The sequence below is a fragment of the Streptomyces varsoviensis genome, assembly GCF_000718635.1.
Taxonomy (GTDB): Bacteria; Actinomycetota; Actinomycetes; order Streptomycetales; family Streptomycetaceae; genus Streptomyces; species Streptomyces varsoviensis.
Genome location: NZ_JOBF01000004.1, coordinates 194,726 through 220,520, shown reverse-complemented (window position 1 = coordinate 220,520; position 25,795 = coordinate 194,726). Strand labels below are relative to the sequence as shown.

Genomic DNA, 25,795 nt, shown 5'->3' with positions numbered 1-25,795 from the left:
GATGCTAAGGCCCGGACCGGACGAACCCGCCCGCCCGGTCCGGGTCCGGCGGCGCTCAGCCCCCGGCGGCGGCGCCCGCCTCCGCCTCCCGCTCGCCCTCCGGCGGCGCGGCCTCGGCGCTTTCGGCTTCGGCGCGCTCGGCGCGGCGCAGGAGGAGCGCGGCCAGGACGCCGCCGAGGAGTACGGCCCCGGCGCCGGCCAACTGGCTTGTCTGGACGCCGGTTGAGAAGGCGTCGGCGACGGCGGCGCGGTCCGCGTCCGTACGGGCGGCGGCCAGCGCGGCGGGCAGCGAGCCCGCGCCGGCGGCGACGGCGGGTACGAGCGCGGCGAACCGGGAGTTCAGGACCGCGCCGAGGACGGCGACGCCCAGTCCGTTGCCGAACTCGGTCAAGGTGCCATTGACGCCCGCGCCGACGCCCGCCTTCTCCGGCGGTATGGCGGACATGATCGCGTTGGCCATGGCGGGCATCGCGAGCGCGATGCCCGCGCCCATCAGGACCAGGCCCAGCAGCATCCCGGCGTAGCCGTGGGCGCCGAGTACGGCGACGGCGGCGAGGCCGGCGGCCAGCAGCCCCATGCCGCCGACGATCGTCAGCGGGGTGCCGAGCTTCGGCAGCAGCCGGGCGCCGGCGCCGGTGAGGTTGAGGGCGACGATGACGATGGCGAGCGGCGTCATGCGCAGCCCGGTCTCCAACGGCGCGTAGCCGAGCACGAATTGCAGGTGCTGGGTGAGCAGGAAGAACGAGCCGCCCATGCCGAAGGCGACGAGGATGCCGCCGGCCACGGCGCCGACGAAGCGCTGGTTGCGGAAGAAGTGCATGTCCAGCATGGGGTACGGGGCGCGGCGCTCCCAGAGCACGAAGACGGCGAGGCCGACGACGCCGATGAGGGCGGACAGCAGCACGGAGGACGAGGTCCAGCCGTCGACGGGCCCGGAGATGATGGCGTAGACGACGCCGGTCATGCCGATGGTGGAGAGCAGGGCGCCGAGCAGGTCGGGGCGGTCTCCGGCCGGATTCTTCGACTCGGGTACGAGCCTGAGGACCGCGATCAGCCCGAGGAGCGCGACGGGGATGTTGACCAGGAAGATCGAGCCCCACCAGAAGTGGTCCAGCAGCGCGCCCCCGATCAGCGGCCCGGCGGCGAAGCCGAGCGAGCTGACGGCGCCCCACAGGCCGATGGCCTTGGTGCGTTCGGCGTCGTCGAAGACCTGGACGATGACGGCGAGGGTGGTCGTCATCAGCAGCGCGCCGCCGACGCCCATGCCCGCGCGGGCGGCGATGAGTTCGCCGGTGGTCTGGGAGAGGGCGGCGGCGAGCGACCCGAGGCCGAACAGGGCGAGCCCGGCGGCCAGCAGCTTCTTGCGGCCGTAGCGGTCGGCGGCGCTACCCGCGGTGAGCAGCAGCCCGGACTGCACGAGCGAGTACGCGTTGATCATCCACTGGATGTCGGAGGTCGCGGCGCCCATCTCGGTGGTCAGGGAGGGGATGGCGACGTTGAGGACGGTGTTGTCCAGGAGGACCGTGAGCTGGGCTAGACAGATGACGCCGAGAATGAGCCACCGCTGGGGGTGGCCCGACCCGGCGGGCGGCCGGATGGCGACAGGCGCGGACAACTGGACTCCTTGTACGGCGTATGGTCGGGGTTGGATTTACACCGTACAACAGCGACTCATACGCCGTACAAGAGATTTTTCCATTCCCCCCGCCTTCTGCCCGGGCCCCTACCGCGACTTCGGTTTCGTCAGGTCGTAGAGCGTGCTCTTGCCGACCTTGACCTTCTCGAAATTCGCCTTCACCCATTCGGTGATCTGCGCGCCGTAGCCGCCCTGCCGCTGGCCGCTCACCCGCTCCACCTCGGCGAAATAATGGATCTCCCCGCGCCGCACGGCCTCCTTGAACGCGTCGAGCGTCGGCGAGGGATCACTGCCGTTGAACCCGCCGATCGGCATCGCCGGCTTTCCGGTGGCGAGTTGATAACTCGCCGCGTTGTGCGAACCGACCGTGGCGAGCGCCCAGGTGTAGTCGTCGGCGTCGGCCTGGACCGCGGCCTTCGCCTTGGGGTCGATGTCCGGGCCGTCGAGCAGCCCGCCGATGCCCACGAGCACCGGCCCGTTGCCGCTCTTGTCGCCCCCGGCACCGCCGTCCGGCCCGCCCTGCTGCCCGCCCCGCGCCTGCGGACCGCCGCCCTGCTGACCGCCGGGAACGTTCTTGGGCCGCTTGCCCCCGCCGAAGATGACGCCCCCGAGGGGGGAGCCCTTCTTCCCCCGGATCACCATCCCCATCCCCGGCTGCCCGGAGGCCGGGCCCGCCGTCACGATCGAGCCGCTGTGCGCGGTGCCGACCGTGTTGACCACGTACGCGACGGGCCCGCCCAGCGACGCGGCGACGCCCGCGGCCGCCGCCCACCACGCCAGCCGCCTCCCGAGCCGCGCCACGAGCAGCAGCCCGAGCGCCGCCGCCGCGCCACCCGCCAGCACGGACCAGCGCAGCCACGGCAGCCAGTGCGCGGTGCGCGCGAGGAGCACGTACGACCAGCCGGCCGTCAGCGCCAGCGTCGCGGCCAGCGCCACGGCCGCGCCCCGGCTCGCCCGCCGCCGCCACAGCACCACCGTGCCCATGCCGACGAGCGCCGCGATATACGGGGCCAGCGCGACGTTGTAGTACTGGTGGAAGATCCCCGACATGAAGCTGAACGTCAGGAACGTCATCAGCAGCGCCCCGCCCCAGGCGAGGAACGCCGCCCGCTGACCGGAGGGCAGGGCCGCGCCCGTACGCCGCCCGCGCCAGGCCAGCCACACCCCGGCGAGCAGCAGAACAAAGGCGGCGGGCAGCAGCCAGGCGATCTGGCCGCCGTTGTCGGTCGCGAAGAGCCGGCTGAGGCCCGTCAGCCCCCAGCCCGGCCCACCGCCGCCGCCCTTTCCGCCGCCCACGCTCCCGGCCTCGTCGCCGGTGATCCGGCCGAGGCCGTTGTAGCCGAGGGTCAGCCCGAGGAAGCTGTTGTCCTGCGAGCCGCCGATGTACGGGCGCGAGGACTTCGGCCACAGCTCGACGATCGCCACCCACCAGCCCGCCGAGACCAGCACCGCCAGCCCCGCCCACAGGAGTTGGGCCAGCCGCCGGCGCAACCGGGTCGGCGCGCACAGCACGTACAGCAGGGCCAGCGGCGGCACGATCAGCCACGCCTGGAGGGTCTTCGTCAGGAAGCCCAGGCCGAAGCAGACCCCGGCCAGCACCAGCCACCTCGTGCGCGCGTCGTCCAGCCCCCGCAGCACGCAGTACACCGCGCAGACCATCAGCAGGCACAGCAGCGCGTCGGGGTTGTTGAAGCGGAACATCAGCGCCGCCACGGGCGTGAGCGCGCAGACCGCCCCGGACAGCAGCCCCGCCGCCGGCCCGAAGTGCCGCCGCACGGCCGCGTACAGCACGCCCACCGTCGCGACGCCCATCAGCGCCTCCGGCACCAGCACCGCCCAGGAATTGAGCCCGAAGAGCCGTACGGACAGGGCCATCGGCCACAGCGCGCCCGGCGGCTTGTCGACGGTGATGGAGTTCGCCGCGTCGGACGAGCCGAAGAACATCGCCTTCCAGCTCTCGCTCGCCGCCTGCACGGCGGCCGAGTAGAACTGGTTGGCGTAGCCGGACGCGCCCAGGTCCCACACGTAGAGCACGGCGGTCACGGCCAGCAGCGCCAGCAGCCCGGGCCGCGCCCAGCCGGGATCGTCGAGGTGGCCGCGCCAGACGCGGCGCGGCAGCCCACGCAGCCCGCTCGGTTCGCTAGCTCCGTGCGGCCGGCTCGATCCGCTGGGCCCGTTCGTTCCGTTCAGTCCGTTCGGTCCATGCAGCCCGTTTGATCCGGTACGTCCGTGGCGCGGCAGCCCTCGCAGGCGGGCCCGCGGCGTGGCGGCATCGGCGTCGGCGTCGGCGTCGGGGCGGTGGGTGGTCATCGGGTGCTCCTCGGGGCGTAGGCGGGGCCCCGGTCGGGGTGGCTCAGAGGGTGGCTCAGAGGATGGCCGTCGCTGCTCGCGGGCCGGGCTGACGTGCCCTCATCGGGGCCGTCCTCCCGCCCGGCCGGGAAGACCCAGGCGCGGAACAGCAGGAAGCGCAGGACGGTCGCGGCGAGGTTGGCGGCGACCAGGACCGCCAGCTCGGCGCCGTGCGAGACGCCGGCGCCGGAACCGTCCGCACCTGCGCCGCCCGCCGCCGCGTTCAGGGCGGCCAGCGAACCGCTCGTCAGGGCGAGCCCGATGCCGAAGACGACGAGGCCCTGGGCCTGGTGGCGCACCGCCCGCGCACGCCCGCGCACGCCGAAGGTCAGCCGCCGGTTGGCGGCCGTATTGGCGAGGGCGGAGACGAGCAGGGCCAGCCCGTTCGCGGCCTGGGCGCCGACGCCGAGCCGGAAGAGCGAGTACAGGCCCAGGTAGAACAGCGTGCTCAGCGCGCCCACCACACAGAACCCGACGAGCTGCCGGGCCAGCCCGCCCGGCACGCCGCTCAGCTCGCGGTCGCGCGGGTCCGTGCCGAACGGGCGGCTGAGCCGGTCCAGCGGCAGCGCCCCGGTGGCCAGCGCCCGCCCGACCCGCCACACGCCCTTGAGGTCCTCGGCGGCCGTACGGACGATGCGGACCGTGCTGTTCGGGTCGTCCACCCAGTCCACGGGCACCTCGTGAATCCGCAGCCCCGCGCGTTCCGCGAGTACCAGGAGTTCGGTGTCGAAGAACCAGCCGGAGTCCTCGACCATCGGCAGCAGCCGGTCCGCGACGTCCTTGCGGATGGCCTTGAAGCCGCACTGCGCGTCCGAGAACCGGGCGGCGAGGCTGGAGCGCAGGATCAGGTTGTACGCGCGCGAGATGAACTCCCGCTTGGGGCCCCGCACCACCCGCGAACTGCGCGCCAGCCGGGAGCCGATCGCGAGGTCCGAGTGGCCGGAGATCAACGGTGCCACCAGCGGCAGCAGCGCGTTCAGATCGGTGGAGAGGTCGACGTCCATATAGGCGAGGACCGGGGCCTCGGAGTGCGACCAGACGGTGCGCAGCGCCCGTCCCCGGCCCTTGCGCTCCAGCCGGACGGCCGTGACCTCCTCGATCGCGTCGTCGAGCCGGGCGGACACCTCGGGGGTGCGGTCCGTGCTCGCGTTGTCCGCGATGGTGATCCGGAAGCCGTACGGGAAGGTCGCCGAGAGGTGGTGGTGGAGCCTGCGCACACAGGGTTCGAGGTCGGTCTCCTCGTTGTAGACGGGGATCACGACATCGAGCACCGTCGCCGTACGCCCGAGCAGCAGATGCTCCCGGGCCGGCAACGCGTCGATAGGGGGATGAGTCATGCTGCGACTCTCGACAAGTCGCCTGTCACAACGGTGTGTTCAGCCTGTGGAACGACTGTGAGCGCCGCCGTCCGCTTGTTGGTCATGGCGGCTCTGGGCCGCTGCGGCGCCGGCGGGAGAAGCCCCCGCGGCGGGGGCGGCGGCACCACCGGCAGCGGCCCCGTCGGGCACAACCCCCGCGGCAGCGGAACCGGCCTCGACGTCGACGGCGGCCTTCACCGCCGGTAGGTGCACGGCGAAGACCGTACGGCCGGGGACGCTGTCCACCGTCACGCGCCCGCCGTGCGCCTCCACGACGGCCTGCACGATGGCGAGGCCCAGGCCGGTGCTCCCGGCGTTGCGGGAGCGCGAGGCGTCGCCGCGCGCGAACCGTTCGAAGACGTGGGGGCGCAGCTCCGCCGGGATGCCCGGCCCGTCGTCCTCGACCGCCAGTACGAGCCGCTGCCCGCGCCGTTCGACGCGGGCGGTGACCTTGGTGCCGGGGGGCGTGTGCGTACGGGCGTTGGCGAGGAGGTTGACCAGCACCTGGTGCAGCCGGGCGGGCTCGCCCGACACGAGGGCGGGCCGGTCGGGGAGTTCGAGTACCCAGCCGTGGCCGGGCCCGGCCGCCCGCGCGTCGCTCACGGCGTCGACCACGAGCGGAGAGAGGTCGAGCTCCGTGCGCGAGAGCGGACGGCCGGCGTCCAGGCGCGCGAGCAGCAGCAAGTCCTCGACCAGGCCGGACATCCGGCGCGCCTCGGATTCGATGCGGCCCAGCGCGTGCCGCGTGTCGGGGCCGGCCTCTTCCCGTCCCCTGCGCGTGAGTTCGGCGTAGCCGCGGATGGAGGCGAGCGGAGTGCGCAGCTCATGGCTGGCGTCCGCCACGAACTGCCGTACCCGCGTCTCGCTCTCCTGCCGTGCGGTGAGCGCCGAACCGACGTGCCCCAGCATACGGTTGAGCGCCGCGCCGACCTGACCCACCTCCGTGTTCGGGTCGGCCTCCGCCGCCGGTACGCGTTCGTGCAGCGCCACCTCGCCGCTGTGCAGGGGGAGTTCGGAGACACGGGTCGCCGTCGCGGCCACTCTGCGCAGCGGGCGCAGCGCGATCCGTACGATCGCGGTGCCCGCGAGGGCGGCGGCGACCAGCCCGGCGGCGGTGACGCAGACCTCGGCGACGATGAGGGTGCTGAGCGTGTCGCGGGCCTCGCGCGTCGGGATGCCGACGAGGTACGTGCCATTGGCGCCGCTCGCGGACCGCACGCGGTACTCGCCCTGGCCGGGCACGTCGGCGGTGTGGGCGCGGCCGTCCCGCTTGACCCCGGTCAGCGCCCGGATCTGCTCGTCCGTGAGCGGTTCGCGGGCCACGGGCGCGGCGGTGCGCTTGGCGGACTTCTGCTGCACGCTGATGGCGGACGCGACGACCGCGCCGCTGTTGTCGACGACGGCGCCGATGGTGCCGAGCGGCTGGCCGCCGCTGGAGACGAAGTGCAGGGATTCGTCGGTGATGAACACCGGCTCCCCGATGTGGCGCGGCGGCCCCGCCGCCCGCCCGGCCACCTCCGCGAGCCGCGCGTCCAACTGGTCGTACAGCGAGGTGCGCAGCGCGATGGTGGTGACCGTGGCGATGACCGCGCAGACGACGGCGACGAGGAGGACGGCGGAGACGACGAGGCGGGTGCGCAGCGACCAGGTGCGACGAGGGCGGCGGTTGGGGTGGTTGCGGCGGTTGCGGCGGGCAGGAGGGCGGCTGCGGCGGGCCGCCGCGGATCCAGAACGGTGGAACCGCCGGAGCTTCACCGGCACACGGCTCAGCGGGCCTCGGCGGGCTTGATGAGATAGCCCGCGCCGCGCCGCGTGTGGATCATCGGCTCCCGGCCGGCGTCGATCTTCCGGCGCAGGTAGGAGATGTACAGCTCGACGACGTTGGCCTGGCCGCCGAAGTCGTACGACCAGACCCGGTCGAGGATCTGGGGTTTGCTGAGCACGCGCCGGGGGTTGCGCATGAGGAAACGCAGCAGTTCGAACTCGGTCGCGGTCAGATGGATCTCCCGGCCGCCGCGGGCGACCTCGTGGCTGTCCTCGTCGAGGACGAGGTCGCCGACGGCGAGTACGGAGTCGCTGCGCTGGGCGGCGGCGCCCGAGCGGCGCAGCAGCCCGCGCAGCCGCGCGACGACCTCCTCCAGGCTGAACGGCTTGGTGACGTAGTCGTCGCCGCCCGCCGTGAGCCCCGCGATGCGGTCCTCGACGGAGTCCTTGGCGGTGAGGAACAGTACGGGCACCTCGGGGCGCTCGCGCCGCAGCCGCCCCAGGACCGAGAGGCCGTCCATGTCGGGCAGCATCATGTCGAGCACCACGGCGTCCGGCCGGAAGTCGCAGGCGGCCCGGACGGCACCGGCCCCGTCCGCCGCGGTCCGTACGTCCCAGCCCTCGTAGCGCAGCGCCATCGAGAGCAGGTCGGACAGCGCGTTCTCGTCGTCGACGACGAGCACCCGCACGGGGCTTCCGTCGTTTCGCAGCAGCTCGGTACGCCCCTTGGGCGAGGTCGCGGTCATGCTTCCGACCTTGGGGCGGCGGCCTGAGAGACCCCTTTCACCTGTCTGTGAATCACCTGAGAATCCGGCGGGGTGCTGTCATGGGCTACACAGACCCACTGAGGCAACCGAGGCGACCGAGGCGACCGACGGGGGTGGACGGGCCTGACGGGGCGGGAGCGCCCCTCAGAAGAAATAATCCGGAAAGCCCCCCTGGTTGCCTTGGTATGACTTCCACCACGCCCACCACAGCGACGGAATCAACCGCCCGCCTCGGCCGGATCGGCGTCTGGAGCGCGGCGCTGCACTCCGAGGACCCCGACCGGCGCCGCGAGATCGCCGACGCCGCGGCGGAACTGGACGAGCTGGGCTACGGCACGCTCTGGGTCGGCGGCAGTTCCTCCCCCGACGACGTCGCCCACCTGCTGGCGGCCACGTCGCGCGCGACGGTCGGCAGCAGCATCATCAGCATCTGGCAGCACGAGGCGGCGGCCGTGGCGGCACGGGACGCGGAGCTGGCCGACGCCCACGGGGACCGCTTCGTCCTCGGACTGGGCGTCAGTCACGCGGAGTTCGGCGACCGCCAGGACCGCCCGTTCGCCGGCCGCCCGTACTCGGCGATGGTCGCCTACCTCGACGCGCTCGACGCCGCGCCCCGGCCCGTACCGGCGTCCCGGCGCGCGCTGGCCGCCCTCGGCCCGAAGATGCTGCGCCTCGCCCGCGACCGCTCGCTCGGCGCGCTGCCCTACCTGACCACCGCCGAACAGGTCGCCGAGGCCCGTACGGCCCTGGGCCCCGACGCCGTACTCGCGCCCGAGCTCAAGGTCGTCCTCGACCCCGACCTGCCGCGCGCCCGCGCCACCGCCCGCTCGTACCTCACCGGCTATCTCGGGCTGGTCAACTACACCAACAACTTCCGCCGCCTCGGCTTCGGCGACGACGACTTCACCGGCGGCGGCAGCGACCGCCTCCTGGACGCCGTCTTCGCCCTCGGCGACGCCCCGGCGATCCGCGGACGCGTCGACGCGTTCCTGGCGGCGGGCGCGGACCACCTGGCGATCCAGGTCGTGACCGAGGACACCCGCGGCACCCTGCCGCGCCCGCAGTGGCGAGCCCTGGCCGAGTCCCTGCCCCTGAAGCGGGCCTGACCGGGCAGTACGGTCTCCGCCATGAACCTCCTGGCGATATCAGGCAGCCTGCGCCGGCAGTCCTCGAACAACGTGGTGATCGAGACCGTCCGCGACCTGGCGGCGGCGGCCGGCCACCCCACCTTCGAACTGGCCGACATCGGCGCTCTCCCGCACTTCAACCAGGACTTGGACGGCGAGGACGCCGACCCCATAGCCCCGGTGGAGGCGCTGCGCGCGGCGGTACGGAGGGCGGACGCGCTGCTGTTCGTCAGCCCCGAGTACGCGCACGGGGTGCCCGGAGTGCTGCGGAACGCCATCGAGTGGCTGGTGAGCAGCGGCGCCCTGGGCGACAAGCCGACCGCGGTGATCACCGCGTCCCCGCACCCCGGCGGGGGCTCGTACGCGCAGGCGCAGCTCCGCGAGACGCTGTCGATGCTGACGGGGGCGCTGGTGGAGGAGGCGTGCCGGGAGATCGACGCGATCGGCCCGAAGATCGACCGCGCGAGGAAGAGAATCACGGACGAACGCACGCTGGAAACACTGCGGACGACACTGACAGGTCTGCGTGCGGCGACGAGATAGGCAACAGGCCCGGCACTCAGAAGAGTGCCGGGCCTGTGTGCGCAGTAGCGGGGACAGGATTTGAACCTGCGACCTCTGGGTTATGAGCCCAGCGAGCTACCGAGCTGCTCCACCCCGCGTCGGTGAAAAGAACACTACGCGAAGATCGCGCCAGACGGAAATCAACGGCCGGCCCAGAACGTTTGAGGCGTCAGGCAACAACGAGAACGGCACAGCCTGGAGGTCTGGGTGACGAAGTACACGGAGCATGTGGACAAGGCGGCGGGGCGCATACGCCTGGCGTACGAACAGGCCGGGGCGCTCGCGGACGGCCCGCCCATGCTCTTCGTCCACGGCGCGTCCTGCGACCGCTCGCACTTCGAGCCGCAGTTCTCCTTCTTCGCCGGGGCGCACCCGGTGGCGTCCTTGGACCTGCGCGGCCACGGCGAGAGCGACTGCCCGGACCCGGCTATCCCCGGCGCGTACGAGGTCGAGACCTTCGCCGACGACGTACTGGCCGTGGCCGACGCCGCCGGCTTCGACCGCCCGATCGTGGTCGGCCACAGCCTCGGCGGCCTGGTGGCCCTGGCCTGCGCCACCCGCCCCGACACCGTACGGGCCGCCGTACTGGTCGACCCGGCCCCGATGCTCGACGAGAAGTTCAAGCAGGTCTTCGCCGACACCACCGACGACATCGCGGCCGACGAGGACGGCTCCTTCCGCCGCGACTTCATCACCAACGCCGTGCCGCCCACCGACACCCACCGCCGCGAGGAGATCATCAACGGCTTCGCGTCCCTGCCCCCCGCCATAGCCGCCGCCAACTGGCGCGCCATCACCGCCTTCGACGCCGCGTCAGCCCTGGCCAAGACCGAGGTCCCCCTCCTCGCCCTCTACGCCCGCACCCCGGAACCCGGCCTCCGCGCCTACCCCAACATCACCCTCGGCCAAACCGTAGGCTCCGGCCACTTCAACCAACTCCAGGTCCCCACCCAGGTAAACGCCATGACGGCCCGCTTCCTGGAAACCACCCTGAAGTAACCCCAACCAAGCCAGCCCGGGGAGCCGGAGAACCGGGGAGCCGGAGAGCCGGGGAGTCGGGGAGCCAGAGAGCCGGGGAGCCGGGGAGCCGGGGAGCCGGGGAGCCGGGGAGCCGGGGAGCCGGGGAGCCTGCCCCGCAGGCCCCCGGGCCCCCCGGTCGGGGCACCGGCCAGTACGCCGAGCCCCGCCCCTCCCCACGGCCGCTGCCGTCAGCGTTGCCGTCAACGCAAACGCCAGAGGCCCCGTTCGAATTCGAACGGGGCCTCTGGTCTGCTGTGCGCTCGGCAGGATTCGAACCTGCAACCTTCTGATCCGTAGCTCTATGTGGGGCAGGCGGCGAAGGGCAAACGGGTTCCACCCGGGCCTTGCAGGGGCGACGGAAGACATGAACAGTTGCTCTAGTTGCGGTACTTCGCTGCTGTACGGCCATCCAGAGGGGTGTTCACCCCGGCGCGGTCGACCTCGGGCGAGGAGGGATTGAGCATGGGGGATAAGTGTGATTACATGTTCACCGCGCTGTATCCCAAAATCCCGGCTTTAGCCGCAAAATCCCCTCAACGCAGCGCTGGAAGAGGCACAGCTATGCCTAAGGCTCGATACACGTTCGAGCTGCCTGAGCATGATGTCGACTACGGCGTCGAGATCCCCATCAAGGACCTCAACATCGATCCACAGGCTCAGAGGACTCTCGGCGAGAAGCGCGCGCAGAACATCGCCAACAACATGGTGCGCGAGGCGATCGGTTCGATCATCGTGTCGAAGCGCCCTAACGGAGATCTCTACATCGTTGATGGGCAGCACCGGTGGCGCGCCTGCGCTCTCGCGGGCATCCCGGTCATCATGGCGGAGATCCATCACGGCTTGTCGCAAGCGCAGGAAGCCATCCTCTTCCTGATCAAGAATCGAGAGTCCCACAAGCCGCGTCCCATCGACGAGTACCATGTGGGGCTCACTGGCGGCGTCCCCCTCTTCGTCGACACGGACCGGATTCTCGACAAGCACGGACTCACGTTGGGCTCCACATCCACGAACGGAGTGGGGGCGGTCTCCGGCGTCCTGCAGATCGTCGACCGCTACGGATCCTCCGTCTTCGATCGCACGCTCACCGTGGCCGAGGAATCCTGGGAACGTTCCGCGGAGACGTGGGATGGCATGCTCTTGGGCGGCATCGGCATGTTCCTCGGGCGGTGGGGCGACCTCGTCGACGACAAGGAACTCGCACGGAAGATTCAGGCCATGGGTACTGCCGCCAAGTGGCGATCCGAGATCCTCAGCCAGTCATCCCGCGGCGGGTTCAATAACAGCGGTACAGGTTCCCGTGTTTCGACGGCATACCGTCTCGTAGCAAGCGCGTGGAACAGGGGCCGCAGGGCTGAGAATCGCATTGAGGCGTAACTCGACGCTTAGCCGGCGCCTTCAATGATGAACGAAGGCGATAGTTCACCGGCTTGACCTGAGCGTTCGCTGCTCAATTCGCGTGCCCAGTGGGTCCCTTGGTGCCGCGATCGGGTCAGCGTCCCATCCAGATTGGGCATACCTTGGACCGCGTCAGAGTCGTGCCTATTTTTGGTAGATTCCAATGCTTTTGCACCCATGTGTGAAGCAAGCCATCAATACGCTCATGTCTTGCCGACCTCGTTGAAAAGGGTCTGCAGTCGTGTTCTTCCAGCTCTTTGACGGTTCTTCGTCCGTGGAGACCGTCCTCATTTCCGGTGTCGCGGTCGCGATGCTGGCCGTAGCTCGGGTGGTTAAGAACCTCCCCAAGGATTCGTTCAGCAAGTTCTTCGAGCACCGGACAACCAAATATCAGATCATTGCCGGGGATACGAAGGGCCGCGTGGCGGTGGTGCAGAAGCAGCGATTGCTGTTTCTCGCTTTCCTCTGCGTGTGCGTCGCTGTCGTGGTTCTGGTTCTTGTCAGTCCTGAGAACAAGAAGGCTGAAGTTCCAGCGTCGCCGCCCACGCCGACGACCGCGCATGCGGCTCCGACTCCCCAGTAAATGCGTTGCGCTACTCCCGGGGTGCCACCACGAGTGAGGGCACCCCGGGTTTTGCTGCACCCCGGCTCCCATCCCGTCTGCCGTCGACCCACACACCGTGGAGCGGGCGTGGTTCATGGCGTCCAGGTGGAGCGCGCCAGGCATCTGTTCTGAGGTCAAGCGGCTCTCCGCTGCTGTTGCGCGGCACGGTGGACCGGCCCGGAGCGGGGCGGAGACAGGAGCGGCGGGCCGGGGAGCCGGGCCGCGCGCGGGGAGCGGAGCGAGCCGCCTTGAACCTGTAGAGAAAGTTGTAACTCACCGGGTCGGGGATGGGCTGCTCGTGGTCTTGTGTGGGGCGGGGCGGCTGGTGAACTGTTCGGCGCATGGCGGGAGTTGCTTGGACTCGCGGTCGGCCAGCGGCAGGAAGATGACGGGGCGGACGTACCAACCGATGCGGGTGCCCTGCTGCGTGAGGGCGAATGTCGAGTCCTCGCCCTGCTTCAAGGTGTGCTCCATTTCCAGATAGCCGCCCAGGACCCATTCCCCCGCCTCTCGGCTGGCTCCGGCATCGAGAGCTGGGGCAATGGTCTGCACGGTGATGTGAATCCACTGGGTTGCCTGACCGGTCCTATCGGCCACGAGGGAGGCCAGCACCGCCGGGTGCTCCCGTCGACGGGGAGAGGATCGTGCATTCGCACCAGTAGCCGTGGTGCAGGGGGATGTTCACCATGATGCTGTTCCTGCCAGGGGTGGGCGGAGTTCGGCGGTGACGGTTCGGCCGTGGTCGTTGCCGGTGATGTCGAGTCGGGCCGCGAGGGTCATGACGATGCTCAGGCCCCGGCCGTGGGTGGCGTCGTCGGCGGCGTGGGTGACGCGTGGTGCGGTGGGGTGTCCGCCATCGTCCGTGACCGAGATGGCGACGAACAGCGGGGTCACGGCCAAGGTGATCTGGAGGGTTCCGGTCTCGCTGCCGCTGGCCGTGTGGGTGAGGGCGTCGGTGCTCAGCTCGCTCACGATCAGTTCGGCGTCGTCGGCGCACGGGTGGTCGCTGAGGATGTCGCGTATCCAGCGGCGGGCGCGGGCTACCTCATCTCGGGAACCTGGGCAGATCAGGCCCCAGACCCTCACTCTGCTCGTATACTCGTCCATACAAGTCACTCCGTGCTGGTAGGCGACTATGGATAGCGGTTTTGTGCTAGACGAGTCGCACGCCGTCGTGGGCGCGGACGGCCGGCGGGGATACGTTGTCGAGTGCGTCAAGGACGCGGATCGCGTACGCCTCGTCGGCAAGCTCTGCGACCTCGTCGCGGGCGGCCCAGCGCAGGGCGCGGGTCTCCGCTCCGGTGGTCGGGGTGCCGTCTATCGCCTCGCAGCGGAAGACCATGGAGACGATCAGGCCGGTCATGTTCTTGTAGACGCCGGTGAGGGTCGCGGGGAGCGCGATCTTGAGGCCGGTCTCTTCGAGGACTTCCCGTTGCAGGGCGTCGTGGATGGTTTCCTCGCGTTCGAGCACTCCGCCCGGCGGTTCCCACTTACCGTTGTCCCGTCGCTTGATCAGCAACGCACGGCCCGCGTCGTCGACGATCACTCCGGCGACGCTCACGGAGTGCGGGCGATCAGTGCTCACGTTCTTCGGTCCCCTCGGCTGGCTAGGCTTTCCACCGTAGCAACACGGGTCAGCCGCTCGTCTAGATATCTAAGGGAGTACGTACATGCCTCCTCTCGCCTCGGGCCTCCTGGGCGCGCTGGACCCGACCAGTGACCGCGCGGTGTTCCGGCAGATCGCCGACCAGCTCCGCGAAGCGATCGACAAGCAGCGCTTCCGGGAGGGCGACAAGCTCCCTTCCGAAACAGAGCTGGTCGAGCACTTCGGGGTGTCCCGGATGACCGTCCGCAACGCGTTCTCCCTGCTCCAGGGGGAAGGGCTCGCGGTCTCCGAACACGGCAAGGGTGTCTTCGTACGGCCCCGGCCTCCCGTGCGGCGGTTGGCCTCGGACCGCTTCGCGCGCCGCCATCGCGATCAGGGAAAGTCGGCGTTCACCGTGGAGGCGGAAGCCGCGGGAAGCCGTCCCGAGGTCGACGGCCTGGAGGTGAAGGAGGAACGGCCCTCGCAGGACATCGCGGCCCGGCTGGGCTCGCCCCGCAAGGTCCTCGCCCGGCGGCGCCGCTACCTGCTCGACGGCCGGCCAGTCGAGTTCGCCACCTCCTACCTCCCGCTCGACCTGGCCCGGAACACCCCGATCGCCGAACCCAACCCCGGCCCCGGCGGCATCTACGCCCGGCTCGAGGAGATGGGCCACCGCCTGGACCACTTCGAGGAGGAGATCCGCGCCCGGATGCCCTCACCCACCGAGGTGCGCACGCTCCACCTCGCCTCGGGCGTCCCGGTGATCCATCTGGTGCGCACGGCCTTCAACACCGATGGCCGGGCCGTCGAGGTCTGCGACACCGTGATGGCGGCGGACGCGTACGTCCTCGCCTACCAGCTCCCCGCCACCTGACGGGCACGACTCCGGATGCCGCGCCGCTTGGCGCTCCCCGGACTCGTACACACCAACACCCACAGCCGTACAGACGAGTTGGTGAGCAGTGCGGTTACTGGGTATCTACAAGCCCGCCTTACGGGCCTGCTGCGACTGCCACCCCGGGAAAAGGGCCAGTGGACATCGCCCCCAAACCGAACGACTCCCGAGCGTTCACGCCGCCTCTCCGACGGCCGACATGACACCGATGATCATGACGGTGCGCGCGGCACCCCCGCTACGGTCCGACCTCCGACTCGACCGTTGATGTCAGCGTTGATGTCAACGCAAACGCCAGAGGCCCCGTTCGATTTCCGAACGGGGCCTCTGACCTGCTGTGCGCTCGGCAGGATTCGAACCTGCAACCTTCTGATCCGTAGCTTTGGGCAAGGCTGTGCAGCGTCTAGATCTGTAAGGCCGACTTGGGTACTGCGAGCTGTCGCTGTTGGCCCCGATGTGCCGTCGTTGCCGTCAAGGTTGCCGTCACCTCGTGTCGGCTACCGAGACGGGAACGCACCATGTTCGAGGTATGCCGGGTGCCCTTGGTGTCGGCTAGCCATCGCATGCTTCACTCGGCGGGCAAGCCTCGGGATCAGAAGCTGGTCAAGGTCTTCAGCGGAGTGGAACTCGGCGGCCAGCAGCTCGTCAGAGTCGAGTTTGATCGACGCTGTGGCATCGGGCGTCAGCTCGCCGCCGTCGAAGACGTACAGGACTTTGTCCCCCTCGGCGGGGCTCGGTGCCCAGTCGATCACCAGCAACTGGCCAATGGCGGGCGTGAGACCTAGCTCCTCCTCGACCTCACGCCGACACGCGGCCAGAGGCGACTCCCCCGTCTCGACGTACCCGCCGGGGATCTCCCACTTCGGCTTGTACGAGGGGCGGACCAGCAAGACGCGGCTTGGGTCCCGGCTGTCGAAGAACAGGGCTCCTGCGGCCATGCGCGGTCGCGACATCCGTTGCTCGTGCTCGTTCTCGGCCATGTGTCGAGCCTACCGACCATGATCCCGATGGCTTGCGCTGATCGTTGCGTACGCCCCTGTCCCCCGTGTGACACTCTCCTGGATCGAGTGAAGGGGCGGCACAGTGCGTGGCATGGAGCATCTCCCGTTCGGCAAACGCGTGCGGTTCTACCGGGAGCGCAGAGGGCTCCCCCAATGGCAGCTCGGCGTTCTGCTGAACCGCTCGGAAGACTGGGTGTACCGGGTGGAGACCGGAAGAATCCCGGTGAACAACGTCAAGATGCTCGCTGACCTGGCGGACGCTCTGCGGGTTCACATCGAGGACCTTCAGGGCGCGCCTGCGCTTCTGGATGATCACAACGATCACAGAGGAAGCGTGCCGGCCATTCGAGCCGCGCTGATGCAGTCGCGACGGCTGGCAGGGTCCCTTTACGACGCTCGGGAACCGGTACGGCCTGCGCGCCTTGCCGTTGAAGTCCACGAAGCGTGGGACCTGTACCAAGCTTCCAAGTACTCCGAACTCGCCGAACGTTTGCCATCGGTCCTGGTCGATACCCGGCTAGCCGTGCATGAGGCGTCCACGGGAGAGGAGAAGGAGCGGTGCCTGACGCTCTTCGCGCTGGCATGCCACGCCACCGGGGCGCTCCTCCGCAAGCTGGGCGAGACGGATTTGGCCTGGGCAGCAGCCGATCAGGGCGACGTCGCCGCGAGTGAGACGGAAGATCCCGCAACCATGCTGGCCTTGCGTAGGTGCGTCGCACACGTCCAGCTCGGGGCTGGGATGGCTGCCGAAGCTGTCGGGGTCACGCTTGACGCGGCCGGGAATCTTCCCGTCGGGTGGTGGTGCTCCTCGCCAACCGCGCTGTCGCTGTACGGAACGCTCTTTCTGAACGGGGCTGTTGCGGCGGCACGCTTGGGTGACCGGGGGCAGGCGGACGACATGCTCCAGGAAGCGCAACGGGCGGCGGACCGACTCGGAACCGATGCCAACGAAATGTGGACGGGCTTCGGTCCGATGAACGTGGATATCCACCGCCTCGACTTGGCTCTTGAGTTCGGGGATGTTCAGCTTGCCGTGGACAGCGTGCCGAGGGTCCGGCCTGTGAGGAACCTGCCGACGGAACGTCGCGCCCGGGCCGCTCTTGACGTCGCACGGGCATACGGAGAGGCTGGCCGAACCGATGATGCGGCTGATCATCTGAAACGAGCGTTCAAGACAGCGCCGGAGCAGATTCGCGCCCACGCGTTCGCTCGCGACTTGGCGCGTCGGCTGCACCAAAGGAGTCGCCGACGGGACGTGCGTGAACTGGCGTTGAGTCTCAACGCACTCAAGTAGCCGCGCAGCTCGACCGAAAGGGGCGCACCCGGAAAATTTTTCCGGGTGCGCCCCTTCTTCGGCTTCTAAGGTCTCCTCACCGATCCCACCAAACACCGTGAGGATGGCCGTGGTTGACGTTGCCGAGGTCGAAGACGTGATCCGTCGCGCCCTGGCTGAGAGGCCGGTGCTCCCCCCGTACGCGGACCTCTGCGCCATACATGCGTCCTTGCTCCACCACATCGGATGTCTCATGCCCTTGACCACAGCTCAGGTTGACGGTCTCGGGCATGGGTCCGCGGAATGGTCGCGTAAACAGACCTACCTGAAGCAGATTCCCCACCAGATTGATGAAGGGCTGGGCTCCGGGCTGGTTTCTGCGTCCTGCCGAGTACAGAGCCTGGGGTACACCCTTCGATTTCTGCTGGAGAACTCCGGGCTAGTGGAGGTGGCCGGGGGTGTGAATCCGTGACCACGTATTGCTTCTCTCTGGTGCGGCTCTTCACCGGGCGCGCGTGTGATGCCAATGACAAGGTGGCGGATGGCCTGGAAAACCCGTGGCTCCACTGCGAGTTAGAGGTTCACCCGGGCCCGCATTACCAAATGCTGCATGAAATGGACGCCAATATCGGATTGTGGGCTCGGTGGCTCGACGGGGAGGCGGTTCTGATCCCTCTACCGCACTGCGGCTTGCTCACCCCTGGGCCCAACCCGTATGCCTGCTGGTTATTTGATGGGCATGGTGGCGGCCATAGCTGGGAGAAGTACCAGTGAGGCGACTTTGGCGCTATGTATGCCGGTTCGCTGGGGTTCTCTACATCTTGATGATCTCGGTAGGCATCGGCTTGGTCTTGGCCCTGGCGGTCATTGCTGGCCGGTCCCCCTAAGCGGGCGGGAGTCGTCGTGACGGAGAAGTTGGCGACTCCCCGCCTACCAACCCCTCGTCGAGTGCGACCGTTGGGCGGCGTGCCGTCGAGGGAAAGCGGTGGGCCCTCGTTCCAGCCCATCGCCAGTGGTCCGGCTCTTCTGCTGATTAACCCCTGGGGGCAGGGGGGCCGGACCACGCTGGACAACTACAGATGCAAGACCGGACCACCCCTCAAACCCTGGCAGGCGCGGGGTGGTCCGGTTGAGAGTCCCTGCTCAGGAACCCCGGTGCCGATGGTACCGGGGCGGTCGTCGTGTTCTCGATCGACATCGCGTCTCGGGTGTGCAGCGACAAGAGGACGGGGCTCGGACAGATGAGCAGGGTACGAGAAGCGGCCGGCGGGGGCTCCCCTGCCTTTTCGTCGGTCCCCTCGGAGCGGGGAATCTGGATCTGGTTACTGATACCTCGGGTCGGGAAAGTCAGCCACGACGGCGGGAGAGGTGACGGAGCACCGGCACGTGTGCGCCTCAGCCACCCACCCGCAATGGGCCCGCCTCGATGTCTTCGATCTTTGACGGACGGCCGCCCTGGCGCCGCCCCGGCCTCCGTCTCAGCGATGGCGCGACCGGCCCGCAGTCCACGGCGAAACCTGGCGCCGCGCCGCGGACCGCTGATGGCCTGGAGTGCGAGCAGGGCGGTTCGAGCTGCCGTGCTGGGCATGCGGGCTGCTGCTCGGGGTCGCGCGCTGAGTGGGCCGGGGCCGCCGCAAACGGGGCGGCAGACAGGAGTGCGCGGCGGCCACGGGCCGCCAGCGCGCGCGGCCCGCGCATGCGGGCCGCCTTGATCCAGTAAAGAAACTCTGAACAGCCAGCTCTGAACTGGGCTGATCGGCGCGTTCGCTGGGGCCTCGTGGTCCTAGTGCTCATCGAACATGCCCGTTCTGTTCAAGGTGCGCAGGCGCATCACATGTGAACCCGCTTCGTCCGGCCGGTGTTGCGGGAACGAAGGAACGTCACGTCGGTGGGCGGAACCGACGCGGAAAGAGGTAGTGCGAAATGCTGGGCGAGTCTGATGACGCGCTGTTGGCAGAGATCACGGCTATGACTGAGCGGCTGCGTGCCGAGCTGGCGGACGTGCGCGCTGATCTCGCTGAGGTCAGGAAGTCGGGGGCTGCCGACGCTGGTCCTTCAGCTCCGATACCTCCCGCTTGAGCGTTTCCACTTCCGCGTTCAGGGCCCGGAGCTGGTCACGGAGAGCCACCAGTACTTCAGTGACCGGTCCCTCCGCCCCGGCCTCGTCGGGGCCGGGTTGCCCCATGCCCTCGCTGGGGCCGTCGTCTGGTGAGGGCGGCGTGTCGGTGACGTAGCTGCCACGCCCCTGAACCGTGTAAATCAGCCCTTCATCGCGCAGGACGCGAAGGGCACTGCGGGCCGTCATGTTGGCAATGCCGAATCGCTCTTCCAGCTCGCGATTAGAGGGAAGCCGTTCGCCGGGTTTGAGCCTGCCGGCCGTGATGTCGTCCCGGATGGCGTCGGCCGCCTGCTGGTACGGCGGGCGCTGGTCATGCATCGGCGTCGGCATGACCCAAGGGTAGCCCGCGTTAGCTCACCTAACACAGACAACCCACGGACTCACATAGCTAGGTCGCTTGGCAGGGCTAGCTGAGCTAGGTGAAGCTGGATCACGTCGCAGAGAGCGGCCAAGGCAAAGGAGAGTTCGTAGACCGGGACACGGGGGAGACCCTGTTCACGATGACGGTCTTCCTGATGGAGGAGGGCCGCGCGGAGCAGATGAAGATCACGGTTCCTCAGTCGGGCTTGCCCGATGGCCTTCAGCCGGGTGTGCCGGTCCGGCCGGTGGAGCTGTTCGCCACGCCGTGGGCGCGCATGTTCAACGGCCAGCTTTCCGACGGTGTTGCCTACCGGGCTGCGGCGCTGGAGCTGGCGACCCCGATGCAGGCTGCGGCGGTGAGCGAGTGATGGCCGCTATCCCTCAGCCTGCCTACCCGGTCAGCCCCGAGGGGGACGACGACCCTCGGTTCACGACGGGGCTCGCCTTCGATGTGGCCTTCGTCCTGGAGACCCACGGTTTCCCGAAGCTGACCAACGGCCTGGACTTTGTGCACCTTCAGGAAGCGCTGTTCCGTTTCCTCTACGAGGGGGAGGGTCGGCGCTGATGGTGCAGGAAGCGATGGGGGCTGCCTCGATCATGATCGGGGTGGTCCTCGCCCTGGGGGCCGGATGGGCCCTGTGGTGGCTGGTCCGCTACATACGCGCCGACACGATGACGCGGGCGAGTATCCGGCAGGCGGTCCGGGTTCGCCGTGGCTGGCGGCGGCTGGCCCCGATGGCCGGGCTGTCGGTCACGGACAAGGTGCAGCCCGCCCAGACGGTGGTGTTCGCGTCGGACGGCAAGGTTCCCAAGCCTCGGGTTCTGACCCCCCGGATCAAGGTCACGCCGGACCGGTACGGGGTCGTGGTCCGTGCCGTGTGCCTGCCCAAGGTGAGCTTGTCGGAGTTCCAGAGGGCGGCCCCGTATCTGGCTGATGCCTGGCGGTGTACGCGGGTCTCGGTCTTGCTGGAGCAGCCGGGCCAGCTCGTGATCCGGGGCGTGCGGGTGGACCCGCTGATCACCCCGACCGATCACACGCCTTCCGGTCTGGTCCCGGATGAGCTGGCCCGGTGGCACTTGGGCGTGGACGACTACGCCGTGCCGGTCAGCGTGAGCCTGGCGGACGTTCCCGGCGTGACGGTGGCGGGCCTGCCGGGCTACGGGAAAACGTCGCTGATCAACCGATTCATCTGCGATACCGCGCCCTCTGATGCGATCCAGTACGCCATCGCTGACGGCAAGGTGACCTCGTCCTACGAGGGGGACTACGCCGACCTGGAACAGCGGGCGTTCGCGTTCGTCGGTGACGACCTGGCGGAAGCCAACACCCTCTTCAAGCGGCTGGTGGACCTGCGACGCGACCGGTCGGCCTCGATCCGGGCCGTGCTCGGGGTCAAGAACATGTGGCACGTCGGGCCCTCGGCCTCCTGGCCGCTGGTGGTGCTCATCGTCGATGAGGCACACACCTACTTCCGCGAGCACAAGGGCTCGGACCGCAAGACGAAGGATCTCGCCGCGCTGGCGTCGGAGAACGCCCGGCTCGTGGAAGACCTCGTCAAGAAGGGCCGGAGCGTCGGCCTCCTGGTGCTCATCGCCACCCAGAAGGCGACGGGCGACGCGATCCCCACGTTCATCCGGGACGTGTGCCCGGTGGGACTGTCCTTCGCGCAGAAGACCGCTGAAGCCGCGGTGGTCGCCCTGGGCGAAGACATCCGGAACTGGCCCGACGCCAACCCCACCGCCCTGCAAGATCCGGCCTATGTCGGCGTCGCGTCCATGGCCCATCAAGGCCGACCCGGCTTCACCCGCGTCCGTACGCCCTACGTCGCCGACGACGACGCGGCCCGCATCGCGGCCGACACCGCTCACCTGACGCGGGACCCTGCCGACCTGCTGAAGGAAACCTCCGGCCGGCATCTCCGGCGACCCGTTCCGCTCGTCAAGGAAGACGTGGCCGACGCGACGGAAGCGGCCTGACCACGCCCCGCCCGGACCTCGATGAAAGGAGGTGAACCCCGTGAACGAAGACCGGTTCACCCAACGCACCATCACCGCCGTCATGGTCGTCATCGCTTCCCTGGCCTTCGTGTTCTCCTTCGGCAACGTGCGCTCCCTCGCCCTGCGCCTGGGCGTCCCCGGCTTCATCGCCCCGCTTATCGCCCCGATGGTCGACCTGTCGGTCGTCGGCCTCCTGGTGGCCCTGCGGTACCTGTCCCTGCGCGGCGTGGCCACGAGCAAGCTCAAGAGCGCAACCCGGCTCATGCATCTGTCCGGCCTGCTGACCCTCGCCCTCAACATCGCCGAACCCGTGATCGCCGGTCACTACGGACGCGCCGCCGTGGACGCCGTGGCGCCCCTGCTCCTCCTCGGCTGGGGAGCCGTCGGCCCCCAACTCCTCGGCCACTTCCAGCAATTGCAGAACCAGGAACAACCACTCCCCACCGCCGACGCCGACCCAACCCCGACTGCTGCCCCCGCCCCCGCCCCCGCTCCGGCTCCGGCTCCGGCTCCGGCGGAAGCTCCCGCCCCCGCCGCTCCGGCACCGGCGGCCACCCCCGCCCCCCCGGCACCACAGCCCGACCGTTCCCGCTGTGCGGCAGACGGCTCCCGCTGACGCGCTGCCCGTCGCCCTGGTGGACGCGGCCCGCTCCATCGCCGCCGCGCACCTGGCCGAACACGGGCGGCCGATCACCCCGGCGCAATTGCGGGCCCGGCTCGGCGTCGCCCTGCCGCTGGCCACCGCCGCACACGCCCAGCTCACCCCCTGAGCCTCCGCCGACTTCCCGGCCCCCCTTTCTCCCCTCCCCCGCCCGGGCTCGCCCCGTCATGCCCTCGGCCGCTGCTGCGGCCCTGCCCGAAGGAAGGAACGCCCCGATGGAACGCCCCTTGGACCTGCGCCACGTGGCGAGCCTGGCCCTGCGGGACCTGATCGAACTGGCCCACCTGCCCGACTTCGACCGCGTCCAGGACCAGATCCGGCAAGTGAGGGGCTGCACCCGCCCCGTGAACCTCGTCGGCACCACCGCCACGCTCGACACCACCGCAGGAACGATCCTGCGCTCCTACAGCACCGCCGACGAACCGACCGGCCGCCTGCTCACCGCCTGCGGCAACCGGCGCTCCTCCCGCTGCCCGTCCTGCTCCCGCCTCTACGCAGCCGACACCTACCACCTGATCAAAGCGGGCCTCTCCGGCGGCAAGGCCGTACCCGAAACCGTCCGCGAACACCCCCGCGTCTTCGCCACCCTCACCGCCCCCTCCTTCGGCCCGGTCCACAACCGACGCACCACCGAAACCGGCCGGGCCCTCACCTGCCGCTGCGGTACCCGGCACGCAGCCGATGATCCCGCGCTGGGAACACCGCTGAACCCGGCCACCTACGACTACGCCGGGGCTGTGCTCTGGAACGCCCATGCAGGGGCCCTCTGGGCACGCTTCACCACCTACCTCCGACGGGCACTGGCGGCCCAACTCGGCATAACCCAGCGGGCATTGCACGCTGCGGTGCGTCTCTCGTTCGCCAAGGTCGCCGAGTACCAACAACGGGGCCTGGTCCACTTCCACGCCGTGGTGCGCCTCGACGGACCCGACGGCCACACCACTCCCCCGCCGGCCTGGGCGACCGCCGACGCACTCACCCTCGCCATCACCGCAGCGGCCCAACGAGCCGTCCTCACCATCGCTTCGGATGCCGTGGGGGAACGCGAACTGAGGTGGGGCCGCGAGATCGACATCCGGGAAATCACCAACCTGGACGACGGCGAACTCACCGATCAGAAAGTGGCGGGCTACGTCGCCAAATACGCGACCAAAAGCGCTGAGGACTCCGGCACCGTGGACCGGTCCCTACGCTGCCCCCGCTGCACCGGAAACGGCCACGTCACCGGCCCCGACGGCTTCCGCGACCTCTGCGACGACTGCGAAGGTACGGGCTCCTCTGAACCCCTCACAGACCTTCGCGTGCACCAGCACGTACGCCAGATGATCCGTACCGCCTGGGCCCTCGGCCACCTACCGGAATTCGCTGACCTCAAACTCTGGAAATGGGCCCACATGCTCGGATTCCGGGGCCACTTCTCCAGCAAATCCCGCCGCTACTCCACCACCCTCGGCGCACTCCGCGACGTACGCCGCGCCTGGCGCACCGCACAAGCACACCCCACCGACGAGACACCGGAAGACAACGAGGAAACCACCCTCGTCACCGAATCCTCCTGGTCCTACCTCACCTCCGGATACCGCCCCGGCGAAGAACTCCTAGCCGCCCAAGCCCGCTATGAAATCGCACAACAGCGTCGGTTCCGCCATGAAGAAGGTGACTCAGGTGCCTGCCACTCTGCTGACCGTTGACCAGGTCGCCGACCGGCTCCGTGTAAGCCGCTGGACGGTCTACAACCTCATACGTTCCCGGCAACTCGCCTCGCTCACTGTCGGCCGTTGCCGTCGCATCACCGAAGCGGCCCTGAGCGAATTCATATCCCTCCGCGCTGAAGAGGAAGCCGCCTGATGGCCAAGCCCAAGAAGAACGCCAATAACGAAGGCACCATCTACCAACGCAAGGATGGCCGCTGGGAGGGCAGTGCGTTCGTGCTCACGAGTGACGGCACGTACAAGCGGCGGAGCGTCTACGGTCAGGACTGGGACGAAGCACACGAGAAGCTGACCAAACTCAAGGCCAACTCTCTCGATGGTGTTCCGGTTGCTGCCAGCAAAATGACTCTGCGTGCCTATCTGACGTATTGGCTCACCGACGTCGCCAAGGGCAAGGTACGCAGTACGACTTACGTCAACTACGAATCCTTGGTGCGCAATTACATCACTCCGGAATTCGGCAGGAAGAAGCTCGCCCGGCTCACTTCCCGCGATATCCGCGCCTTCCTGACCAAGACGGCCGCCACCTGCCAGTGCTGCGCACAGGACAAGGACAAGAACCGTCCCCAGCACAAGCAACGCTGTTGCGCCCTCGGTAAGTGCTGCAAGAAGCGTCCGTCCGACCGGACCGTGCGTTTCCTGCTGGTCATCCTGCGCGCCGCCCTCCAGCACGCCGTACGCGAGGATGAGCTACCGCGCAACGTGGCCCGGAACGTAGAGCTGAGCATGGGCACGAAGCGCGAGATAGAACCGCTCACGGTCACGGAGGGGCGGCAGCTCCTGTCAGCGGCGCGGGGCAACCGGTTGTGGGCCGCGTACGAACTGGCGGTTCGCATCGGTCTGCGGCGGGGTGAGGTGCTGGGGCTGCGCTGGTCGGACGTGGATCTGTACGAAGGCGTCGTCACCGTACGGCAGGCGCTTCAACGGGTCGGCGGTGAGCTGCTGGTCGTCGCGCCCAAAACGCAGCGCTCTGCCCGTCGCGTGGCGCTGCCGGCCGAGTGCGTGACAGCCCTGCGCGCCCAGCGTGCCCAGCAGATCGCCGACCAGAAGGCGGCGGGCGACAACTGGAGGGGGACAGAACACGGGCTGATCTTCACGACGAAGAATGGGACTCCCATCGAGCCGCGCAACCTGAACCGCTCATTCGACGCGCTGTGCGCTCGCGCCGGAGTCCGCAAAGTCCGCTTCCATGACCTGCGTCACACGTGCGCGTCCTTGCTTCACGAGCGGGGCGCTGACGCTCGCATGATCATGGAGGTTCTGGGTCACAGCTCGATCCGGGTGACCATGGACATCTACACCTTCGTGCGGCTCGACTCGCAGCGTTCCGCCTTCGATCGCGTCGGGGACGCTCTGAGAGGTGACGGCAACCTATCGCCCGGTGCCGGGGCACGGCCGACGCCCTGAGGAACGTTACTTCGCCCCGCTGAGGCGGTTGCCGTCAAACACTGCCGTCAAGAGATACACCAGAGGCCCCGTTCGATTTCGAACGGGGCCTCTGGCCTGCTGTGCGCTCGGCAGGATTCGAACCTGCAACCTTCTGATCCGTAGTCAGATGCTCTATCCGTTAAGCTACGAGCGCTTGGCTTTCCGGCGGTTTTTTGTGG

The 25,795-nt window shown here is 69.1% G+C and carries 27 protein-coding genes and 2 tRNA genes; 17 read left to right on the top strand and 12 right to left on the bottom strand.

Annotation, left to right across the window (positions count from 1 at the left end; genetic code table 11):
* Positions 1 to 55: 55 nt before the first annotated feature.
* The 5 genes from IF55_RS09745 to IF55_RS09725 form a co-directional block, all read right to left on the bottom strand.
* Complete coding sequence (locus IF55_RS09745; protein WP_030892527.1) at positions 56 to 1,615, bottom strand: MFS transporter; 1,560 nt, start codon at positions 1,613 to 1,615, stop codon at positions 56 to 58.
* A 108-nt stretch (positions 1,616 to 1,723) separates the two neighbouring features.
* On the bottom strand, positions 1,724 to 3,946 hold the full coding sequence (locus tag IF55_RS09740) for a glycosyltransferase family 39 protein (protein WP_051776255.1): 2,223 nt from the start codon (positions 3,944 to 3,946) through the stop codon (positions 1,724 to 1,726).
* Complete coding sequence (locus IF55_RS09735; protein ID WP_048831809.1) at positions 3,943 to 5,322, bottom strand: bifunctional glycosyltransferase family 2/GtrA family protein; 1,380 nt, start codon at positions 5,320 to 5,322, stop codon at positions 3,943 to 3,945. Before IF55_RS09735 ends, IF55_RS09740 begins: the two co-directional genes overlap by 4 nt.
* Before the next feature lie 39 nt (positions 5,323 to 5,361).
* Positions 5,362 to 6,984 (bottom strand): sensor histidine kinase, encoded by a 1,623-nt coding sequence (locus tag IF55_RS09730; RefSeq protein WP_245661134.1) that lies wholly within the window; start codon positions 6,982 to 6,984, stop codon positions 5,362 to 5,364.
* Positions 6,985 to 7,109: 125 nt separating this feature from the next.
* Positions 7,110 to 7,853, bottom strand: a complete 744-nt coding sequence (locus IF55_RS09725; protein ID WP_030892537.1) for a response regulator transcription factor — start codon at positions 7,851 to 7,853, stop codon at positions 7,110 to 7,112.
* Between the two features lie 206 nt (positions 7,854 to 8,059).
* Here IF55_RS09725 and IF55_RS09720 point away from each other — a divergent pair, with 206 nt between their 5' ends.
* Together IF55_RS09720 and IF55_RS09715 are read left to right on the top strand one after the other, a co-directional pair.
* The gene (locus tag IF55_RS09720) at positions 8,060 to 8,980 is read left to right on the top strand and encodes a TIGR03620 family F420-dependent LLM class oxidoreductase (RefSeq protein WP_048831808.1); all 921 of its coding nucleotides are present in this window, start codon (positions 8,060 to 8,062) and stop codon (positions 8,978 to 8,980) included.
* 21 nt (positions 8,981 to 9,001) lie between these two features.
* Positions 9,002 to 9,544 (top strand): NADPH-dependent FMN reductase, encoded by a 543-nt coding sequence (locus tag IF55_RS09715; RefSeq protein ID WP_030892542.1) that lies wholly within the window; start codon positions 9,002 to 9,004, stop codon positions 9,542 to 9,544.
* A 45-nt stretch (positions 9,545 to 9,589) separates the two neighbouring features.
* On the opposite strand, the gene IF55_RS09710 is transcribed toward IF55_RS09715, so the two are convergent.
* A tRNA-Met gene (locus IF55_RS09710) sits at positions 9,590 to 9,663 on the bottom strand.
* Between the two features lie 109 nt (positions 9,664 to 9,772).
* Between IF55_RS09710 and IF55_RS09705 the strand changes: the two genes are divergently transcribed.
* The 3 genes from IF55_RS09705 to IF55_RS09695 all read left to right on the top strand — a co-directional run bounded on the left by IF55_RS09705 (position 9,773) and on the right by IF55_RS09695 (position 12,563).
* Positions 9,773 to 10,564: an alpha/beta fold hydrolase gene (locus tag IF55_RS09705; protein WP_030892545.1), complete on the top strand. Its 792-nt coding sequence runs from the start codon at positions 9,773 to 9,775 to the stop codon at positions 10,562 to 10,564.
* A gap of 504 nt (positions 10,565 to 11,068) precedes the next feature.
* Positions 11,069 to 11,959: a DUF6551 family protein gene (locus tag IF55_RS09700; RefSeq protein WP_245661127.1), complete on the top strand. Its 891-nt coding sequence runs from the start codon at positions 11,069 to 11,071 to the stop codon at positions 11,957 to 11,959.
* A 262-nt stretch (positions 11,960 to 12,221) separates the two neighbouring features.
* Positions 12,222 to 12,563 carry a hypothetical protein gene (locus IF55_RS09695; protein ID WP_030892552.1) on the top strand — a complete coding sequence of 114 codons (342 nt, stop codon included), beginning with the start codon at positions 12,222 to 12,224 and terminating at the stop codon, positions 12,561 to 12,563.
* Between the two features lie 294 nt (positions 12,564 to 12,857).
* Here IF55_RS09695 and IF55_RS09690 read toward each other — a convergent pair whose 3' ends face one another.
* The 3 genes from IF55_RS09690 to IF55_RS09680 all read right to left on the bottom strand — a co-directional run bounded on the left by IF55_RS09690 (position 12,858) and on the right by IF55_RS09680 (position 14,145).
* A complete protein-coding gene (locus IF55_RS09690; RefSeq protein WP_157854607.1) occupies positions 12,858 to 13,136 on the bottom strand; it encodes a hypothetical protein in 279 nt (92 codons plus the stop codon).
* Between the two features lie 129 nt (positions 13,137 to 13,265).
* Positions 13,266 to 13,691, bottom strand: coding sequence for an ATP-binding protein (locus tag IF55_RS09685; protein ID WP_030892554.1), 426 nt, complete (start codon positions 13,689 to 13,691; stop codon positions 13,266 to 13,268).
* A gap of 46 nt (positions 13,692 to 13,737) precedes the next feature.
* Positions 13,738 to 14,145: an NUDIX hydrolase gene (locus IF55_RS09680; protein ID WP_030892556.1), complete on the bottom strand. Its 408-nt coding sequence runs from the start codon at positions 14,143 to 14,145 to the stop codon at positions 13,738 to 13,740.
* A gap of 109 nt (positions 14,146 to 14,254) precedes the next feature.
* Here IF55_RS09680 and IF55_RS09675 point away from each other — a divergent pair, with 109 nt between their 5' ends.
* Positions 14,255 to 15,043, top strand: coding sequence for a GntR family transcriptional regulator (locus IF55_RS09675; protein ID WP_030892557.1), 789 nt, complete (start codon positions 14,255 to 14,257; stop codon positions 15,041 to 15,043).
* Between the two features lie 518 nt (positions 15,044 to 15,561).
* Here the strand turns inward: IF55_RS09675 and IF55_RS09670 are convergent.
* Positions 15,562 to 16,044 (bottom strand): NUDIX domain-containing protein, encoded by a 483-nt coding sequence (locus IF55_RS09670; RefSeq protein ID WP_030892560.1) that lies wholly within the window; start codon positions 16,042 to 16,044, stop codon positions 15,562 to 15,564.
* 112 nt (positions 16,045 to 16,156) lie between these two features.
* Here IF55_RS09670 and IF55_RS09665 point away from each other — a divergent pair, with 112 nt between their 5' ends.
* The 3 genes from IF55_RS09665 to IF55_RS39285 all read left to right on the top strand — a co-directional run bounded on the left by IF55_RS09665 (position 16,157) and on the right by IF55_RS39285 (position 18,112).
* Complete coding sequence (locus tag IF55_RS09665; protein ID WP_211269967.1) at positions 16,157 to 17,359, top strand: helix-turn-helix domain-containing protein; 1,203 nt, start codon at positions 16,157 to 16,159, stop codon at positions 17,357 to 17,359.
* Positions 17,360 to 17,462: 103 nt separating this feature from the next.
* Positions 17,463 to 17,810, top strand: coding sequence for a DUF6415 family natural product biosynthesis protein (locus IF55_RS40485; RefSeq protein WP_030892564.1), 348 nt, complete (start codon positions 17,463 to 17,465; stop codon positions 17,808 to 17,810).
* Positions 17,807 to 18,112: a hypothetical protein gene (locus tag IF55_RS39285; protein WP_157854609.1), complete on the top strand. Its 306-nt coding sequence runs from the start codon at positions 17,807 to 17,809 to the stop codon at positions 18,110 to 18,112. The genes IF55_RS40485 and IF55_RS39285 overlap by 4 nt, the downstream gene beginning before the upstream one ends.
* Positions 18,113 to 19,361: 1,249 nt before the next feature.
* Here IF55_RS39285 and IF55_RS36240 read toward each other — a convergent pair.
* The gene (locus IF55_RS36240) at positions 19,362 to 19,787 is read right to left on the bottom strand and encodes a GntR family transcriptional regulator (RefSeq protein WP_030892567.1); all 426 of its coding nucleotides are present in this window, start codon (positions 19,785 to 19,787) and stop codon (positions 19,362 to 19,364) included.
* A gap of 89 nt (positions 19,788 to 19,876) precedes the next feature.
* Here IF55_RS36240 and IF55_RS09650 point away from each other — a divergent pair, with 89 nt between their 5' ends.
* From IF55_RS09650 to IF55_RS09625, 8 genes are all read left to right on the top strand, one after another.
* Positions 19,877 to 20,185, top strand: a complete 309-nt coding sequence (locus IF55_RS09650) for a hypothetical protein (protein ID WP_048831806.1) — start codon at positions 19,877 to 19,879, stop codon at positions 20,183 to 20,185.
* A complete protein-coding gene (locus IF55_RS09645; RefSeq protein ID WP_030892571.1) occupies positions 20,185 to 20,382 on the top strand; it encodes a hypothetical protein in 198 nt (65 codons plus the stop codon). The genes IF55_RS09650 and IF55_RS09645 overlap by 1 nt, the downstream gene beginning before the upstream one ends.
* Complete coding sequence (locus IF55_RS09640) at positions 20,382 to 21,794, top strand: cell division protein FtsK (RefSeq protein ID WP_398243514.1); 1,413 nt, start codon at positions 20,382 to 20,384, stop codon at positions 21,792 to 21,794. Before IF55_RS09645 ends, IF55_RS09640 begins: the two co-directional genes overlap by 1 nt.
* Before the next feature lie 40 nt (positions 21,795 to 21,834).
* Positions 21,835 to 22,431 (top strand): DUF2637 domain-containing protein, encoded by a 597-nt coding sequence (locus IF55_RS09635; RefSeq protein ID WP_245661125.1) that lies wholly within the window; start codon positions 21,835 to 21,837, stop codon positions 22,429 to 22,431.
* Complete coding sequence (locus tag IF55_RS40480; protein ID WP_157857229.1) at positions 22,409 to 22,585, top strand: hypothetical protein; 177 nt, start codon at positions 22,409 to 22,411, stop codon at positions 22,583 to 22,585. Before IF55_RS09635 ends, IF55_RS40480 begins: the two co-directional genes overlap by 23 nt.
* A gap of 106 nt (positions 22,586 to 22,691) precedes the next feature.
* Positions 22,692 to 24,167, top strand: coding sequence for a replication initiator (locus IF55_RS09630; protein ID WP_030892791.1), 1,476 nt, complete (start codon positions 22,692 to 22,694; stop codon positions 24,165 to 24,167).
* Positions 24,094 to 24,324 (top strand): helix-turn-helix domain-containing protein, encoded by a 231-nt coding sequence (locus tag IF55_RS36945; protein ID WP_078643997.1) that lies wholly within the window; start codon positions 24,094 to 24,096, stop codon positions 24,322 to 24,324. Before IF55_RS09630 ends, IF55_RS36945 begins: the two co-directional genes overlap by 74 nt.
* On the top strand, positions 24,324 to 25,595 hold the full coding sequence (locus IF55_RS09625) for a tyrosine-type recombinase/integrase (RefSeq protein ID WP_030892788.1): 1,272 nt from the start codon (positions 24,324 to 24,326) through the stop codon (positions 25,593 to 25,595). The genes IF55_RS36945 and IF55_RS09625 overlap by 1 nt, the downstream gene beginning before the upstream one ends.
* A 102-nt stretch (positions 25,596 to 25,697) precedes the next feature.
* Here the strand turns inward: IF55_RS09625 and IF55_RS09620 are convergent.
* Positions 25,698 to 25,770: transfer RNA gene (locus IF55_RS09620), tRNA-Arg, on the bottom strand.
* Positions 25,771 to 25,795: the final 25 nt, after the last annotated feature.